15 protein-coding genes and 1 pseudogene are annotated in these 16,229 nt (G+C 68.1%); 14 read left to right on the top strand and 2 right to left on the bottom strand.

Features of this window, described 5'->3' with window-relative positions:
* Both Q0925_RS08440 and Q0925_RS08435 read left to right on the top strand, forming a co-directional pair.
* A pseudogene (locus Q0925_RS08440) lies at window positions 1–423 on the top strand (phosphoesterase); the annotation flags it as partial.
* A 51-nt stretch (window positions 424–474) separates the two neighbouring features.
* Window positions 475–1,149 (top strand): winged helix-turn-helix transcriptional regulator, encoded by a 675-nt coding sequence (locus tag Q0925_RS08435; protein ID WP_299334105.1) that lies wholly within the window; start codon window positions 475–477, stop codon window positions 1,147–1,149.
* Here Q0925_RS08435 and Q0925_RS08430 read toward each other — a convergent pair.
* A complete protein-coding gene (locus Q0925_RS08430) occupies window positions 1,146–1,382 on the bottom strand; it encodes a DUF7123 family protein (protein ID WP_299334102.1) in 237 nt (78 codons plus the stop codon). The genes Q0925_RS08435 and Q0925_RS08430 overlap by 4 nt on opposite strands.
* 214 nt (window positions 1,383–1,596) lie before the next feature.
* Here Q0925_RS08430 and Q0925_RS08425 point away from each other — a divergent pair, with 214 nt between their 5' ends.
* On the top strand, window positions 1,597–2,949 hold the full coding sequence (locus Q0925_RS08425) for an alkaline phosphatase family protein (RefSeq protein WP_299334100.1): 1,353 nt from the start codon (window positions 1,597–1,599) through the stop codon (window positions 2,947–2,949).
* Here Q0925_RS08425 and Q0925_RS08420 read toward each other — a convergent pair whose 3' ends face one another.
* Window positions 2,950–4,026 carry a tubulin/FtsZ family protein gene (locus tag Q0925_RS08420; protein ID WP_299334098.1) on the bottom strand — a complete coding sequence of 359 codons (1,077 nt, stop codon included), beginning with the start codon at window positions 4,024–4,026 and terminating at the stop codon, window positions 2,950–2,952.
* A 142-nt stretch (window positions 4,027–4,168) separates the two neighbouring features.
* Between Q0925_RS08420 and Q0925_RS08415 the strand changes: the two genes are divergently transcribed.
* From Q0925_RS08415 to Q0925_RS08365, 11 genes are all read left to right on the top strand, one after another.
* Window positions 4,169–4,759, top strand: a complete 591-nt coding sequence (locus Q0925_RS08415) for a DUF7310 family coiled-coil domain-containing protein (protein ID WP_299334095.1) — start codon at window positions 4,169–4,171, stop codon at window positions 4,757–4,759.
* Entirely contained in the window at window positions 4,756–5,190 is a 435-nt protein-coding gene (locus tag Q0925_RS08410) for a DUF7311 family protein (protein WP_299334092.1), read from the top strand. Before Q0925_RS08415 ends, Q0925_RS08410 begins: the two co-directional genes overlap by 4 nt.
* A 33-nt stretch (window positions 5,191–5,223) precedes the next feature.
* Entirely contained in the window at window positions 5,224–7,137 is a 1,914-nt protein-coding gene (locus Q0925_RS08405; protein WP_299334090.1) for an ATPase, T2SS/T4P/T4SS family, read from the top strand.
* Entirely contained in the window at window positions 7,134–8,852 is a 1,719-nt protein-coding gene (locus Q0925_RS08400; RefSeq protein WP_299334088.1) for a type II secretion system protein, read from the top strand. Before Q0925_RS08405 ends, Q0925_RS08400 begins: the two co-directional genes overlap by 4 nt.
* A gap of 41 nt (window positions 8,853–8,893) precedes the next feature.
* The gene (locus Q0925_RS08395; RefSeq protein WP_299334085.1) at window positions 8,894–9,361 is read left to right on the top strand and encodes a DUF7283 family protein; all 468 of its coding nucleotides are present in this window, start codon (window positions 8,894–8,896) and stop codon (window positions 9,359–9,361) included.
* Complete coding sequence (locus Q0925_RS08390; protein WP_299334082.1) at window positions 9,342–9,740, top strand: DUF7285 family protein; 399 nt, start codon at window positions 9,342–9,344, stop codon at window positions 9,738–9,740. Before Q0925_RS08395 ends, Q0925_RS08390 begins: the two co-directional genes overlap by 20 nt.
* Complete coding sequence (locus Q0925_RS08385) at window positions 9,737–10,573, top strand: DUF7284 family protein (RefSeq protein WP_299334078.1); 837 nt, start codon at window positions 9,737–9,739, stop codon at window positions 10,571–10,573. Before Q0925_RS08390 ends, Q0925_RS08385 begins: the two co-directional genes overlap by 4 nt.
* Entirely contained in the window at window positions 10,570–13,641 is a 3,072-nt protein-coding gene (locus Q0925_RS08380; RefSeq protein ID WP_299334073.1) for a DUF7286 family protein, read from the top strand. Before Q0925_RS08385 ends, Q0925_RS08380 begins: the two co-directional genes overlap by 4 nt.
* Before the next feature lie 32 nt (window positions 13,642–13,673).
* Complete coding sequence (locus Q0925_RS08375; RefSeq protein ID WP_299334069.1) at window positions 13,674–14,105, top strand: DUF5791 family protein; 432 nt, start codon at window positions 13,674–13,676, stop codon at window positions 14,103–14,105.
* A gap of 5 nt (window positions 14,106–14,110) precedes the next feature.
* Window positions 14,111–14,986: an SDR family oxidoreductase gene (locus Q0925_RS08370; RefSeq protein ID WP_299334066.1), complete on the top strand. Its 876-nt coding sequence runs from the start codon at window positions 14,111–14,113 to the stop codon at window positions 14,984–14,986.
* Between the two features lie 73 nt (window positions 14,987–15,059).
* Entirely contained in the window at window positions 15,060–16,217 is a 1,158-nt protein-coding gene (locus Q0925_RS08365; RefSeq protein WP_299334063.1) for a DHH family phosphoesterase, read from the top strand.
* The last annotated feature ends 12 nt before the right edge of the window (window positions 16,218–16,229 follow it).

Here is a 16,229-nt window from a genome sequence, read left to right as displayed (position 1 = left end):
GACGCCATCTCGACGGTGTTGCGTGCAAAGTCGGCCGAGTCGATGGGTGAACGGGCGGTTATCGACAAGGGAATGGAGACGCTCGAGCGCATCGGACAGGGCGAGTCGACGACGTTCGTGCTCCCCCAGGAACTCACGTCGCTGGTGGGTCGGTACGGCAAGCAACTCACCGGCAGCGACGTCCAGGACTCGGAAGGGCTTGACTCGCTGGCGTTCGACGACGAAACGCGGGAACTCATCGGTCTCGACGACATCGAGGAGATCCTCGGGCAGATCGACGAGGCCGCCGAAATGGACGTCGAGGAACTCGAACAGGAGGCCGAGGCGATCAAGTCGGGATCGAAACCGGACATCAAAAGCGCCGATGAAGTCGTGAAAAACGCCGACGGAACCACCGCCGATCCCGAGGCTGAGCCCGAGTAACACGGGCGTGCGACACGCTTTTGCCGGTCCGAGCCGATTATACACCTGACGATGTCGGATGGGGACCGGGGGGTCGACGAGGAAAAGCGAGCGACGCTTCGCCGGTTTGCCGCGCTCGGAGCGGCGGTTCCACTCGCCGGACTCGGAAGCACCACCACAACGGCGACCGAGGCGAACGGGGGCGTCCGCGACGCCATTCTCGGCTACGTGAGTACAACGCCAGGGGCACACTTCTCGAAACTCCGCGACGATCTGAAACTCGGGACCGGAGAGACACAACATCATCTGCGCCGTCTTCTCGACGACGGCCCCAGGAACAACGGAAACGGGGTGGCGCCGGAGCGGCGAACCGACGGCGGTGCGTTGGTGTCCCGGCGCGACGGCGATTACCGCCGCTTTTTCGTCGCCGGTCAGTTTTCGACCTTCGAGCAGACGGCGCTTGGCTACCTCCGTCGCGAGACGCCGCGTGGCATGATTCTGACACTGCTCCGTCACCCGGACGCAACGGGAACGGCGGTGGCAGACACCCTCGACGTCTCGCGGGCAACCGTGAGCACGCACGCCACCCAACTCGAGGACGCGGGGCTTTTGGACCGTTCGGATGGCTACGCCGTTGCCCGACCGGAGACGATCATCACGCTGTTGGTTCGGTACGCCGACTCCTTCGACGCGGAGACGCGGGCGTTCGCCGAAGAGGCGTCGGAGTTCGTCAGCTACGACCCTTAGGCGTCGACCTTCCACGTCGTGCCGGAGGAGTACCCCCACTTCTCGACGGCCACGTCGAACTCGCCGGTTCGGATGGCAGTCATGTTCGCCCCGACCTCTTTTGCGGTCATGCCGAGTTCGGCGGCGATGAGACGGGATTTGAAATACGTCTTACTGCCGGCGTTTTCACGGAGGTACTGCAGGATGCGACGTTGTTTCTCGTTCAGGTCGTCGGTGGCAGCGGTTGTACTCATACCTGTACAGTAGGTCCAAGCGGTCTTATGGGGTTTGGTACGTGTGGTTAACACGCCGTCGTCGGTCGATTTGCTCCGACACCACCGCGAGATCAAGGCCCGATCGGCGGCCACGAGGTACGGTCGTCTAACAACCGGAGCGGTGTGCCGGCGAGGCCGTCCGCGTTCGTCCGGAAACGAAGGTTCTTATGCGCTTCCCGGATAGGCTGGGTGTATGGGCCTGTTCGATCGGTTGCGCGGCGGGGATCACCCGCGCGTCGCATTCATCGGCATCGACGGGGTGCCGTACAGTCTCCTCGCGGACCACCCCGATGAATTTCCGAACTTCGCGGCGCTCGCCGAGGAGGGCTCGGCGGGCGCTATCGACAGCATCGTTCCCCCGGAGTCGAGCGCCTGTTGGCCGGCGCTCACGACCGGCGTCAATCCCGGAGAAACGGGCGTGTACGGGTTTCAGGACCGGGAATCGGGGTCGTACGACACGTACGTACCGATGGGACAGGACGTGCAGGCACAGCGGCTGTGGGACCGGTTGGAGGGGACCGACCGCACCGCGACGGTAATGAACGTGCCGGTCACCTTTCCGCCCCAGCGGAACGTCCGGCGAATGGTGTCTGGCTTTCTCTCGCCCAGTGTCGACAAGGCAGCCCACCCCGACGAACTCCGCGACTACCTCCGGTCGATCGAGTACGCCATCGACGTGAACGCGAAACTCGGCCACAAAGACGACAAAAGCGAGTTCCTCGAGGATGCCCACGAGACCATCGACACCCGGTTTGAGGCGTTCACCAACTACCTCGACGGCGACGACTGGGACCTCTTTTTCGGCGTCTTCATGACGACCGATCGGGTGAACCACTTCCTGTTCAAAGACTACGAGCAAGACAGCCCGAACAAGGAGGCGTTCATGGAGTTTTACCGGAAGGTCGACGACTACATCGGGAAGATCCGCAATCGTCTCGACGAGGACGTGACGCTCGTCGTTGCCAGCGACCACGGGTTCACCTCGCTGGACCACGAGGTCCATTTCAACACGTGGTTGCAGGAGGAAGGGTGGCTCTCCTTCGAGAACGACGACCACGACGACCTCACCGACATCGCGGAGGAGTCCCGGGCCTACTCGCTCATCCCCGGGCGGTTCTACATCAACCTCGAGGGTCGCGAGCCGCGGGGGTCGGTACCCCAGGACGAGTACGAGGCGACCCGCGACGAACTGAAAACGGCGCTCGAAGCGCTCGACGGACCGGACGGTCGACCGGTGTGTGAACGCGTCGTCAAAAAGGAGGACGCGTTCAGAGGCGTACACGACGACATCGCGCCGGATCTGGTCGCCATCCCCAATCACGGGTTCGATCTCAAATCGGGTTTCAAGAGCCACGACGAGGTGTTCGACGTTGGGCCCCGGAACGGGATGCACAGTTTCGACAACGCGACGCTGTTCGTCGACGACCCGTCGGTGAACGTCGCCGACGCGGACCTGTTCGACATCGCGCCGACCATTCTCGACCTGATGAATGTCGAGTACGGCCGGGCCGACTTCGACGGCGGCAGCCTCGTCACGTCCAAGTAGTCACAGCAGGCCGTCGATCCGGTCGTCGACGAGCGTCTCGTCATCGGGAGCGTCCGCGTGTCCCCCCATCTCGGCCGCCTGCCGGGCCCGTTCGAGAAAGCCGTTGAGTCGGTCGGAGTTCACGACACCGCCGAGGAGAACGAGCGACGCCAACCAGTCGTTCTCAAGCGGGAAGTCACCGCCGCGGATTTCCATCGTATCGAGTTCCGTCTCAAGCCACGACCGCGCCTTTTCGACGCCCTTCCGGGGGACGGCCTTGTGCCGACCGGCGACGACGAGCAGTCCCCGTTCGGCACTCGTCGTATCCGGGAGGCAGAGCCCCGACCGGACGGCCCGGCGGGCCGTGCTCGTGACGACGTTCACGTTCCCACCGGCGTCGGGTGCGGCCTCGGCCGACGCATAGCCGAGCGTCGCAACACCGCCACGGAGCGTGTTGATCACCTCCGAGCTATCGACGACCGACTCGCCGACGCCGTCGACGGCTTCGCCGGCAGCGAGCAGAAGGCCCACGCGGCGGGCGATGCGTTCGTTGATCGCCTCGTAGCCGGAGTCGAGGCTCTCGCCCGCCGACCGCCACGCGTCGTTGTCGACCAGTAACGTCGCGTCCGCCTCACGGGTTAGCGTCTTCAACGACCGGCCGGCGTTCAACTGATACAACGCGCCTTCGTCTCGGCCGGGAAGAACCCCGAGGCCGTACACCGGAATGTCGTAGACACGCTGCAGTTCCTTCACGAGGTACGGCGCGCCGCCGCTGCCGGTGCCACCGCCCAGTCCGGCGACGACGAACATCGCCTCGGCGCGGGCCGTTGTCCGGTCGTCGATGGCGCTCAACACCGCTTCGGCGTCGTCACGCATCACCTTCGTGCCGAGTTCGTTGTCGCCGCCGACGCCGTGACCGTTCACCTCGGCTCCGCCGATCAGAACCGTCTCCAGCGGGAGAGACCGAAGATCCGACCGGGCACTGTTGACCGCGAGCGATCCGACGACCGAGCCGAATCCGTTCCGCGCGTCGAACTCGGACAGTGCGTTGACCACCTTACCGCCGGCCTGTCCGACACCGATCAGGATTGACTTCATACAGCCAACATGTGTCCCACACGTGTTTAATTCACCGCCGTGTTTCTGTGACCGAGATGGGGTAACCCGGATCGGACCGTTCTCGACACCCGCATCCGGCCGAGAGAAAGGTTTAGGTGCGATAACGCGGCCAGCGCGCCGTATGGACGACGGACTGGACGACCGAGTCGACGCGGTAGAACGGGCGATCACGGACGGACACGCCGCGGATGGACTCCCCGAGACGGCACGGATGGAGCGTCGACTCGACGACCTCGAGGCGACGGTCGAGGACATCGACGACAGGCTGGCGGACGTGGAGGCGGCGGTGCAGGCCCTCCGAGGGTTCGCCGGCGGCATCCGGGCGGTCGACGAGGAGGTCGAGCGCCGGGCGAACGCCGCCGTGGCGCGGGTCGAACGCCTCGAGACAGAGATGAGAGATCGAGCCGAAACGGACGGCACGGGAGCAGGACCGCCCGGCCACACGGATATCGGGAACGACAACGGCCGCGGAGGGAGCGAGGTAGGAGCGGTCGACGGCACGGGCGACGGAACCGACGGTGTGGAACCGGCGCCCTCGTCGGTCTCGTCACACCCTGTGAGTGGGGACGGACGGACGGATGCGGCGCTCGCCGCGGCGGCGGCCGAGGCAGCAGATACGGCCGACCACCACGACACCGAACGGGTGGGGGCCGGGTCGGAAGCGGACCGGGAGGCCGAATCGCTGGCCGACCGCATCCGACGGCTGCTGTGATCCGCATCGTCCTCGCCGCCGTCCTGACGGTCGCGTTGTTGGCGGCTGCGACGCCGGCGATCGACGAGGGTCGAGCGGCGCGGACGGCGATCCATCTCGACGGTGAGACCGACCGACTCTACCGGGCAACGCGGTCGCTTCTCGCCTACGAGGATCCGACCCGACCGTCTGTGACCGGGCCACGACGGATCATCCGCGTGCGGCTGCCGACCCGGTCGTGGACGGCAAGCGAGGCGACGCTACGGATCGATGGGGAGGCGGATCTGCTCGCCTACCGGGTGGGCGACGGCCGACCCCGGCGGACGGCGTTTCGGGACGTCGACCTGCGGACGCCGGACGGACCGATCCGTCTCCGGACGCCGGGCCGGCATCGACTCGTTCTCTCGCTCGTTCGCGACAACGGGACCGGGGTGGTCGTCAGGCGGGGCTGAGGTTCAAACCCGATGCCGGGGCCACGGATCCGCATGGGACTACTCGACCGATTCCGGGACGACGAGTCGGTGGATGCGTGTCGGTGCGAGCCGTCGTTTCGGTCGCCACCGGGTGTCGATCCGGACCGGGGCGTCGCACTCGTCGTCGACGCCGACGGCTGCCCAGGGAACGGTGACCTCGCGGCCGACTCCCGTTGTCGCGCAACGGTGATCGACGCGCTCACAGACCGCGACGCCGACGCGATCCGCGTCCGGTGTGCCGGCCGAGAACGGGTCTACGACGACGCGGCGGTTGGGCTGCTCGTTTCGGCCGGTCGGTTCGTCGCTCGCGTCGCCGTGCATGACGAACCCCTCGCCGAGCGGGCACGGGACGATCCGTTGGGTGCCGCCCGCGCCGCGGGCGGACGCGCCGGACCGGTCGCGGACGTCGCGGCGGCCACGGGGCTGGCCGTGGGTGCAGAACGGGCCGACGGTGATTACGAACGGGCGCTTCCCGCAACAGTCGGACCGGCGGTGTCGAACGCGCGATTGTCGGAGCGGCCGCCAGCCGAGGCGACGCTACTCGACCGCCGAGACCTCGACACCGGCGCGACGGTGCGGCGGTACCGAACCGAAACGGGTGGCTACTACCTGCTCGACCCGCTCGAAACGCAGTTGAGTGATGATGGATTGCGCACACTCGCGGCGGCGTACGGTCGGTTGGCAGAAGGAGGTTCGATGGCGAACGACGGTCGACCGGTCGCGCAGGCCATCCACGCGGCCGGTGACGTGGCCGCCACCGAGGTATCGACCGAAGCGATCGAGCGGGTGCTCCGGAAGCAGACGCGTGGGCACGGCGTTCTGGACGATCTGTTCGCCGACCCGCTGGTGTCGGAGGTGGTCGTAACCGCGCCCGTGAGCGACAACCCGGTTCGGGTCGTCGTCGACGGCGACAGACTACCGACGAACGTCCACCTAACACGTGAGGGGACTGCGGCGCTCGCCTCCCGGTTCCGACGGGAGAGCGGCCGTGCCTTCTCGCGGGCCAACCCCACGCTCAACGCGACGACAGAAACGCTCAACGGCGGTACCGTCCGTGTCGCGGGGATCACCGACCCGGCGAGCCAGGGCCACGGGTTCGTCTTCCGGACGCAGGGGACAACGGCCTGGACCCTCGCCGCTCTCGTCGAGAACGGAACGCTCCCACCTGACGCCGCCGCGCTCTGTTCACTCGCCGTCGAACGCGCCGCGGCCGGGCTGATCGCCGGACCGCGCGGTGCCGGCAAAACGACGTTGCTTTCGGCGCTCCTGTGGGAACTCCCGACAACGACACGGACCGTCGTCGTCGAGGACACGCCTGAACTGCCGGTGGCGACACTACAGGAAGCCGGTCGGGACGTGCAACCGGTTCGAACCGAAAGCGGCGATGGGCCGTCGCTGTCGGCCGAGGAGGCGCTGCGAGCCGCGCTCAGGCTTGGCGAGGGAGCACTGGTCGTCGGCGAGGTCAGGGGCGAGGAGGCGGCGACGCTCTACGAGGCGATGCGGGTCGGTGCAGCCGGGAGTGCCGTTCTCGGAACGATCCACGGGAACGGTGCCGAGGCCGTGTTCGAGCGGGTCGTGACCGACCTCGGCGTGCCGGCGTCGTCGTTTACCGCGACCGACCTCCTCGTCACGCTCACCGCGGGCGACAGCCGGCGTGTAGACACCATCGAGGAGGTCCGCCACACCGAGGCGGGTGTCGCCTTCGAGTCGCTGTTTGAGGCGGAGAACGGGATCGCGAAGCCGACCGGCGTCGTTGAGCGCGGAAACAGCCGCCTCCTGGCATCGTTGACTCGGTCTGGGGAGTCGTACACGGAACTTCTCGATGAACTCACCGAGCGCGAATCACTTCTGACTGACCTCGCAGCGACGGAGCGCACGTCGCCTGCCGAGGTGGACGCGGCGCGCAGAGAACGGGTGACGGAATGACCGGGACGGTCGTCGAGCGACTAGCCGCCGCGTGGCCGTCGGATGTCGACACAGACCCGACGCTCGGCCGAGCGCTCGCACACCTGCACTGGAACGTTGAGGCCGGGACAGTCGAGCGTGCGGCCCGGAGTGTGGCGGTCGTCGTAACCGTCGTCAGCGTCGGTATCGGAGCGGGACTGGCCGTACTCGGTGTCGACCGAGCTGGCGTCGCCGTCGCGGCCGCCGGGACGGCCGTCGGCGTCTGCGTTCCGATGATCGTGGACCGAGGCGTCCGGTTTCTGTCGACGTTGCGTCGGGCACGGGCACTTGGGTCAGCCGCTACACTCGTCGGACTCGCCGCGCTCCGTCTGCGGCTTGACCCCGCGACGGAGCGGGCCGCCACCTTCGCCGCACAGGCCGGGAGTGGGACGCTAGCACGGAGTTTAGAGCGCCACGTCGGCCGGGCCCGCGGGACGCCACGGAGCGGGTTCGACCGGTTCGTCGACGAGTGGGGCGACCGGTTCCCTGCGCTCGAACGGGCCATCGACCGGCTCGACGCCGCGGCGTCGGCACCGGCCACGGAACGCGACCAGCACCTCGACCGGGCGGTGGCGGCGGCGCTTGACGGCGCACGCGAGGAGTTGGCGACGTTCGCCGCCGAGATCAGGGGACCGGTGACGGCGCTGTACGCGTTCGGTGTCCTTCTGCCACTCGCGCTGGTCGGCGTCCTGCCGGCGGCACGGGCAGCCGGCGTTCGACTCTCGCTACCGGTCATCATCGCGCTTTACAATCTTGCCCTCCCGATCGTCGTGGCCGTTGCCGGTGCGTGGCTCCTCGCTCGCCGCCCGGTCGCGTTCCCGCCGCCACGGATCGGCCGGACACACCCCGAGGTGCCCGACAATCGACTGCGTGCGGTGGTCGCCGGGGCCGTCGTGGCGGCGGTCGGCGTCGTCGCCACAGCGCGCGCAGTCGGTGGCTGGGCCACACCGGTCGTTGCCGCCGGTCTCGGACCGGGTGTCACACTCGTGGTTCGTGTCCGTGGAGCCAGACGCGTCCGCGAACGCGTTCTTGCGGTCGAGTCGGAGCTCCACGACGCTCTCTATCTCGTCGGGCGGCGCGTATCAGCCGGCGAGGCCGTCGAGACGGCCGTTGAAGCGGCAGCCAACCGGGTGTCGGGCGCGACGGGTGAACTCCTCGAAGACGCGATGGAGCGACGGCGGCGACTCGGAGTCACGGTAGCCGAGGCGTTTCGCGGCGATCACGGGGCCCTCGCAACCCTCCCGAGCCGGCGCGCCCACGAGATGGCCGAGCTGTTCGGTCTCGCAGCGACCGAGGGCCGTCCCGCCGGCGACGCGCTGGTCGCGACGGCGGAACACGCCGAGAAACTTCGCCGGGTCGAACGCGACGCACGGCGCGAACTGACACAGGTTACGGGCACGCTGTCGAACACCGCGGCAGTTTTCGGCCCGCTCGTCGGCGGCGCGACGGTCGCCTTGTCGGCCCGGGTCGGGCAGACAGGAACCGCAGGGTTCGGGACAGGTGCGCTCCCGAGCGGCGAACTCGGTATCGCTGTCGGGGTGTACGTTCTCTGGCTCGCAGTGGCGCTCACCGTGCTCTCGACCGGATTGACCCGGGGGCTTGACCGGACACTTCTCGGACACCGCGTTGGGGTCGCGCTGTGTCTCGCGACCTGCTGTTACATTTCGGCGTACGTCGGTGCAGGCCTACTGCTGTAGCGGGGCGGGATTCAAGTGCGGTAACGGGACCATCCCGGACCATGTTCGGTGTTCCGATCGATGCGTGGTACACCTGGCTCGGACTCTCAATCGCGAGTGTCGCACTAGTTGGCGTTGCTGCGGCGCTTCCGACCGCACCGCCACCAGCAGCCACCGACGCGGCCGGAACGGTCGACCGAACGGCGGCGACGGCACATCCCGCGACCGCCAAGCATCCGCTCGATGCACGGGCGATCCGGGTCGAACCCGAAGGGATCGGGCTCCGGAACGACGCCGGGACGGCCCATGCGACATTTGCGTTCGGTCCCGTGACACCCGTGTCCGGGTCCGACCCGCTGACCGCGATACTCCACGGGGCTCCCCCGGGGACGCGTTTCACCTCCGGAGAGGCGCTTTGTGCGGCCGGGAGGCGAGCACGGGACCGGCCACCACGCTGGCGGTCGGCCGAGGGACAACTGGTCGTCAGACACGTCGTCTGGGAGGGGTGTGATGTCACGCTCGTCGGCTGAGGACAAAGGGCAGGTCGAACCGACCGCCGCGCTCGTTGTTCTCGTAGTGGTGTGTGCAGCCGTTTCGGCCTATGCGACCGTCATCAACGGAGCTACCCCCGAGGAGAAACGATCGGTCGCGCCGCCGACGCTTGATCGCGTCGTCGACGTTCTCGCGTCCGGTGGCACCGTCGAGCCGAGTCGAACGGCCCGGGCACGGCAGGCAGGGCCAGCGGGCTACCGTGTGAACGTTACCGTCGCCGCGGCCGGTCGGCGGTGGGGCGCCGGACCGACCCCGCCCGGGACGGTTAACACGGAGACGGCAGCGCGCCGGATCGGCGTCCGAATCGGGCCGGCTCGGATCCGCCCGGGTCGCGTCCGTGTGGAGGTGTGGACATGACAAGTACCGTTCTCGATGGGGTGCTTTGTCTCCTTCTGATCAGCGGTGCGGTGGTGACCGTGACGACCTCCACGCCACGGGAGACGGCGGGTGAGGGTCGCGCGCCGGAGGTGTCATCGACGCTCGCGACAACGACGGCGTCGGTGAACTACACGCTTGACCCGACCGGCGAGGCAGGGGGTTCGTCGTTCGACCGGACCGCCTACGGGACGCTGGCGGAACTCCTCGCACGCGCGGCGGTCGGCCGGGTTACGGTCGACGGGCGCCGGATATCACACACCCGTGACGGACTCGGGCGGGCGGTTGCGAGTACGGTCAGGGGAGCGATCCGGGAGAACCACACGCGGGTCACGGCCGTCTGGCGTCCACATCCGGGGTCGTCGATAGAGGGGCGCGTCGCCGTTGGCGCGCGACCACCTCCGGACGTACCGGTTCACGCCGCGAGCATGACCGTTTCAAGTGGCCTGCCGGCCCGGCATGACGAGGCGCGAGACGCCGCACAGACGCGAGGCATCGAAGGGGTCGCCGACGTGATAGCTGCGGGGTTCGTCGAGGGGCTGTTTCCGCCGACACGGACCCGCGTCGCCGCCGGCGAGGCCCGCCCTGTTTCGGCCGTGGTTCGACACCACTACCGGCGTGTAGCGGAGCGGTTCGGTGTCGACGGACCAACACGTCTGTCGAGCGGTGGAGTAGGCGATGCCAACGACCGCCTCGCAGTGGCCGTCTCGGATCGGGTGGCGAGTGATCTCCGTGCCACGAACACGTCGGCGCGAGCGGCGAGCGAGCGAGTCAGCCTTGGTCGCGTGCGAATCACGGTCAGGACGTGGCCGTGACACGCTTTGCCGAGGACCGGCGGGCACGCGTCCCGTTCGCGCTCGTTGGCGTTCTCCTCTTAGTCGGTGCGTCGACGTTCGCGGCGGGCATCGGTACCCGCGGCCCGGATCAGGTGGACCACGATGCCGACATCGCGATGGAGCGGGTCGAGGCCGCTACAACGGAAACGGTCCGGTCGGCCGTCGGTGAGGCGTCGCGAGCGGCAGCGACGGAACCGGTGACCGATCCCGCGGCGACACCTTACGGACGACTCCTGAGCGACGCTCGACCGTTTCGGGACGCGTTACGCCTCCGGATCTATGTGACCCTCAGAGACCGTCTCAAGACCACCCGCTACCGGCGGGGTGACGTGACCGCCGTTGCGTCGCTCCCTGAGGCGACGACGCCAGCGGAACTCGGACGGGCGATGGATCGAATCGAAATTGAAGCCGTCGGAAACGGAACGGCGATCCGGGTGACGGTCAGGAATCTGACCGTCTCCGCTCGTAAGGGCGGTCGGATCGTCGCGGGTGAGCGCCGGACGTGGACGGTGACGGTGACGACACCGGTGCTGACCCTGCACAACCGGGCCACGACGTTCGAAAGGCGACTCAACCGAGCTCCGCTGGACGGTCCGGGGTTGGGACGGCGGCTGACCGCGCGACTCTACCCCATCGCGTGGGCGCGCGGCTACGCCCAGTACAGCGGGGCGCCGATAACGAACGTCGTCACAACCCGCCACGTCGAGATATCGACAAACACCGCCCTGCTTGCGACACAGCGATCGTCCCTCGGCCGGAGCGACCCCGCCGGGCGGCGGGCAACGCGACGGGCGGCTCTCGAATTCGGCGCTCGTGAGCTCACCGCGGCGACAGATGCCAACCAGTCGTGGGTTGATCGTGTCGTCCCGCGCCCGAACGAGAGGCGGAACGCGAGCGGGGCTGGAGACACACGACTCGTGGGAAGCGGTGACGCCCCGTCACCCGGCGGACGGATCGACGTCGGCACCGGATCGATCCCTGGTCGGGCGGCGGTCGGGCTCCGAACCGAGGCGGTGCGGTCGAACCGGTCGCTCGATGATCTCTTTCGGTCCGCGTACCGCGTCGAGGCCGAACTCCGAACGTCGCGTCAGGAGACACACAGCGAACCGCGGCCGGAGCCGGAAGCTCCGGGCGGGGCGTGGAGTCTCGACGACACCGAGGTGACGGTGACCGCCGAAACCGACGCGAGCACCACGCCGCCCCCTGAAGCCGGCCCAGACCGGCGCCGCTTTGCGGCGTTCAGCCGGCGTGTGATCCTTGACCGGCACGTGGAATGGACGTGGCGACAGGGAAACCGGACGGTGACGACGGACGGCGAGTGGACCGAGCGGTATCGGGTCGGCGTGGCGCTGATCGGCGAGTACGCACCGAACGGGACGGCACCCGACCGTCCCACCCATCCGACGTTCGAACCGGGCGAGCCGGTCGACGGACCGAATTTGGCCGACGTACAAGATAAAGCGGAACGGCAACTCGTCGGCGACCAGGGTGGTCGGGACGGTGTGGCGGTCGCCGTCGCCAACGACAGCCTCGGTGTACGCGAGCGTGTCGTCCACGGAGACCGACCCTCTACCCTTCGACCGTGGGTGAACGGGGATCTATCGGTGCTCCGTGGTCGGCTCTCGAACGCCTCCACCGCCGTCGAGGCGGGACGGATCGCGACGTACACGGCCAACCCGCCGAGGCGACTCGCTTCGGACCTCCGCAGACGCCGGGCGGAGTTGATCGGGCCGCCGGACCGATATCACGCGGCGGCAGATCGGGCGCGGGTAGCGGCGCGGGCGGCGCTGGTGGACGCGACGATCAGCCGTCTGGAGCGGCAGGCGACCGGTCATGAAAAACGGCGACAGGCATTCGATCGGGTACTCGGCCGCGCTGGAGTCGAGTCGCCGCGTTCGCTCTACCGGACGCTTGAGACCGGTCGGCATTTGACGGGACCGACGGGCGCACCGATCGGTCGGAACGGAGTGACGCCGGCGGAAGCGGTAACCGTCGTCCCCGATGGTTCGCCGGCGTATCTCACCGTCGCGTCGGTGACCCACGACCGCGCCGTCGGCGTCCCGCCGTCGCGGTCGTACCACCCGCTCACGACCGAGAACGTCAATCTGTTTGCCGCGCCGTACGGTGACGCGGCCGACTCGGTGGCCGGACGCGAAAGCACTCGATCCTCGCGGGTGAGGCTACGGACGGCGGCACGAGCGTTGAATACGGCCAGTAGGGCAGAAAATAACTCGACCCGAGGCCCCCCAGACGACCTCCGGCCGGCCGTCTCGCGGTCGGTCGACACGCTGCGCGACAGGAGTCGACACGTCGTCCGCGCGGAGACACGCCTTTCCCGTCGGGAGACGCGTGCCGCGGTCGCTGGAGGGTTCGGCCGGTGGGACACGCCGGGCCATCGGGCGCTAGCGGCGGAAAACGGCTCGCTCGCCAGTGCGATCGCGGTCGAGGCGGACGCGCGTGCGTCCGGAACGGAATCGGGACGGGTCGACCGGATCGAAGCGCGGTTGGAGACGGCATTCGACCGGACGCTTACGACACGGGCCGGAACCGTCGCACAGAGTCGAGTCGACACGACGCTGAAGCAGGTCCGTGAGCGTGCGATGGCCGATATGGCGGACACGGCAACCGATCGAGTCGTCACCGACCGATTGAACGAAACACTCGATGCGATGCCAGCGGGGTTACCGGTCGCGCCGGTTCCGGGCTACTGGTACGCGACGATCAACGTCTGGTCGGTGTCCGTCCGGGGGGCGTACGCCCGGTTCAGCCTGCGGACCCGGCGTGGTGGACCGACACCGGGTGGTACGGTCCGGTACGTCCGCGACGGGTCGACGGTACGGGTCAATGTGGACAGCGACGGCGACAAGGAGCGTCTCGGCCGCGACGAACGTGTCGACTTCGAGACGAAGACGGCCGTCGCGGTGGCCGTCCCGCCGGGGCGCGGCGGCGTTGGCGATGTCGACGGGGAACGTGAGGAGCGTGCGGGGACGTGGCCACGGCCGGGATGTACGTCGTGGGCCGCGACGGCCTGTCGCGATACGGAGTGAACCCTTTTGTCTGCGGGGGTCCCATCAGGTGTATGCTCCACGACGCCGTCGACGACCCCGAAACGAGGTCACCACAACAGCTCCGCGACGCCTACAACGACGAACTCCGTGCGGTAGTCGACGCGAGGGGGATCGAAACCGTTGCCACCGCAGCCGGCCTGCCGACCGAGACGGTCGCCGCGCTCGCAGGCGGGGAGTCGCCAGAACTGACGCTGTCGGAGGCGGCGTCGATTCTCGCCGCCGAAACCGAGGGTCGGGACGCCGACGCCATCGTCCAACAGGTACGTGACTACCTGCTGATGGGGATGACGACCGGCGTTCTCGATGTCGATACCATCGCGTCGAACGTCAGCCTCGACCTCTCCGGGCAGGAGATTCAGCAGGCCATCGAGGGCCGCATCCGGCTGACGCTGGACGAACTCGCCGCGATCCACAGCTACGTCGCGGGACGGAACGCCCCCTGATCGCCGTGCGCGTCGCGATCCTCGGCTGTGGCTACGTCGGCATCGAACTCGGAAAAAAACTGACCGACGCCGGCCACGATGTGGTGGGTGTTCGGCGGTCGACGGCGGGCCTCGACGACATCGAGGCCGCCGGCTTCGAGGCCGTCCGTGCGGACGTGACCGACCCGGAGTCGCTGTCGGCCGTCCCTAGCGTGGACTGGGCCGTGTACGCGGCGAGTGCAGATGGCCGCGGTGTCGACGCGGCGCGGACGGCGTACGTGGACGGGCTCCGGACCGTCGTTGAGGCGCTTGGCACGCGGGCGTCGCCGCCGGATCGGCTCGTCTACACCTCAAGCACCGGCGTGTACGGCGACCACGACGGCGGCTGGGTCGATGAATCGACAACCCCTGACCCCGCGACCGGACGACAGGAGGTGTTGTTGTCGGCGGAGCAAGTCGCGCTCGACGCGTCGCCGATGGACGGCACGGTCGTGCGCTTTGGCGGACTGTACGGACCCGACCGGTATCGGATGGATCGCTACCTCAACGGGCCGGTCACCGAAGGGTACCTCAACTCGATCCACCGTGACGACGCCGCGGGTGTGGTGGGCCACATCCTGACGACGGACCGGGCGCGCGGCGAGGTGGTCCTCGGCGTCGACGACGACCCCGTCTCGAAGCACGCGTTCGCGGACTGGCTGGCAGCGGAGTGCGGCGTCGACCCGCCCGAAAAGTGGACCGTCGAGGAGCGAGCGGCAGCGACGGAGGGAACGGTGAGTCGACGGGTCCGTGTGAACAAGCGCTGTGCCAACGACCGTCTCCACGAACTCGGCTACGATCTCCGATTTTCAACCGTCTACGACGGCTTCCGGCCGGCCATCGACGCCTTCGGTTCGCCCTGATCGGGGAGTCCGGTCGGACCGCAGAGGCCGGAATAGGAGAATACTCTTACCCCTCGGCTGAGTCGAAACGGGTATGTCGGTCGTGGCCGAGAACCTCGTTCGGCGTGCGATGGCGGTCGCGCAGTCACATCCCGAGTTGGTGGCAGGGGCGGCTATCGGCCTCGTTGTCCTGTTGTTCGGGGGGTACGTTCTCTACCGGTTCACACGGCCCGCCGGCGTCCGGTTCGCGTCGTTGTTGGCGGAACACGACGACGTGGCGGTGTTGACCCACCCGGATCCGGATCCTGACGCGATGGCGGCCGCGATGGGTGTCGCCTCCCTGGCCGAACAGGTCGGGACCGATGCGTCCATCCGGTTCCCCGGACAGGTCCGTCATCAGGAAAACCGCGTGTTCCGAAACGTGCTTGAGGTAGACCTCGTTCGTATCGAGCGGGCGTCAGACCTCGCCTCGGAGGCCGTCATTCTTGTCGATCACAACCGTGCGCGTGGATTCAGCGGCTCCGAGGAGATCAGCCCGGTTGCGGTTGTCGACCACCATCCCGGCGATGGGAGCGGGGACGCCTTCACCGACGTTCGGACGGAGTACGGCGCCTGTTCCAGCGTGATTGGGGAGTATTTCAGTGACCTCAACGCCACACCGGTCCCGCCGGAGAGCCACGAGAGCGAGGTGGACGCGAGATACACGGTCCACTCGAAGCTGTCGACGGGCCTTTTTTACGGCATTCTCACGGATACCAACCGGCTCACCGCAGGCATTGCCCCCGCCGACTTCGATACGAGCGGATACCTCGCACCCGGCGTTGACGATACCCTTCTCGACCGTATTGCCAACCCGCAGGTGAGCGCCGAGGTGCTCGATATCAAGGCCCGGGCGATCCGCGGGCGCGACGTGCAGGGACCGTTCGCTATCAGCGACGTGGGCGAGGTGTCGAATGTGGACGCCATTCCCCAAGCCGCGGACGAACTCATTCTGCTCGAAGGGATCACGGCCGCCATCGTCTGTGGCATCCGGGACGACGTGCTCCACCTCTCGGGGCGGTCGCGGGACGACCGGGTCCACATGGGCCGGTCAATCGAGGCCGCACTGGACGAGATTCCGGGGGCGAACGGCGGCGGGCACGCCCGGATGGGTGGCGGACAGGTCCCTCTCGACGGTGACGAGTTTGGCTGGCCTGCGCGTCGGAAGACGTTCACCGACCGCCTGCGGCGGGCGCTCGGGGGCGACGTGTAACGCCCGTCTTTT

The organism is Haloplanus sp. (assembly GCF_028275055.1).
In the GTDB taxonomy this organism is placed as follows: Archaea; Halobacteriota; Halobacteria; order Halobacteriales; family Haloferacaceae; genus Haloplanus.
This window is presented reverse-complemented; position numbering and strand designations above follow the sequence as displayed.

Coding starts and splice junctions, on each gene's coding strand:
- Q0925_RS08435 (WP_299334105.1), top strand. CDS start 475: ATGTCGGATGGGGACCGGGGGGTCGACGAGGAAAAGCGAGCGACGCTT.
- Q0925_RS08430 (WP_299334102.1), bottom strand. CDS start 1,382: ATGAGTACAACCGCTGCCACCGACGACCTGAACGAGAAACAACGTCGC.
- Q0925_RS08425 (WP_299334100.1), top strand. CDS start 1,597: ATGGGCCTGTTCGATCGGTTGCGCGGCGGGGATCACCCGCGCGTCGCA.
- Q0925_RS08420 (WP_299334098.1), bottom strand. CDS start 4,026: ATGAAGTCAATCCTGATCGGTGTCGGACAGGCCGGCGGTAAGGTGGTC.
- Q0925_RS08415 (WP_299334095.1), top strand. CDS start 4,169: ATGGACGACGGACTGGACGACCGAGTCGACGCGGTAGAACGGGCGATC.
- Q0925_RS08405 (WP_299334090.1), top strand. CDS start 5,224: ATGGGACTACTCGACCGATTCCGGGACGACGAGTCGGTGGATGCGTGT.
- Q0925_RS08400 (WP_299334088.1), top strand. CDS start 7,134: ATGACCGGGACGGTCGTCGAGCGACTAGCCGCCGCGTGGCCGTCGGAT.
- Q0925_RS08395 (WP_299334085.1), top strand. CDS start 8,894: ATGTTCGGTGTTCCGATCGATGCGTGGTACACCTGGCTCGGACTCTCA.
- Q0925_RS08390 (WP_299334082.1), top strand. CDS start 9,342: ATGTCACGCTCGTCGGCTGAGGACAAAGGGCAGGTCGAACCGACCGCC.
- Q0925_RS08385 (WP_299334078.1), top strand. CDS start 9,737: ATGACAAGTACCGTTCTCGATGGGGTGCTTTGTCTCCTTCTGATCAGC.
- Q0925_RS08375 (WP_299334069.1), top strand. CDS start 13,674: ATGCTCCACGACGCCGTCGACGACCCCGAAACGAGGTCACCACAACAG.
- Q0925_RS08365 (WP_299334063.1), top strand. CDS start 15,060: ATGTCGGTCGTGGCCGAGAACCTCGTTCGGCGTGCGATGGCGGTCGCG.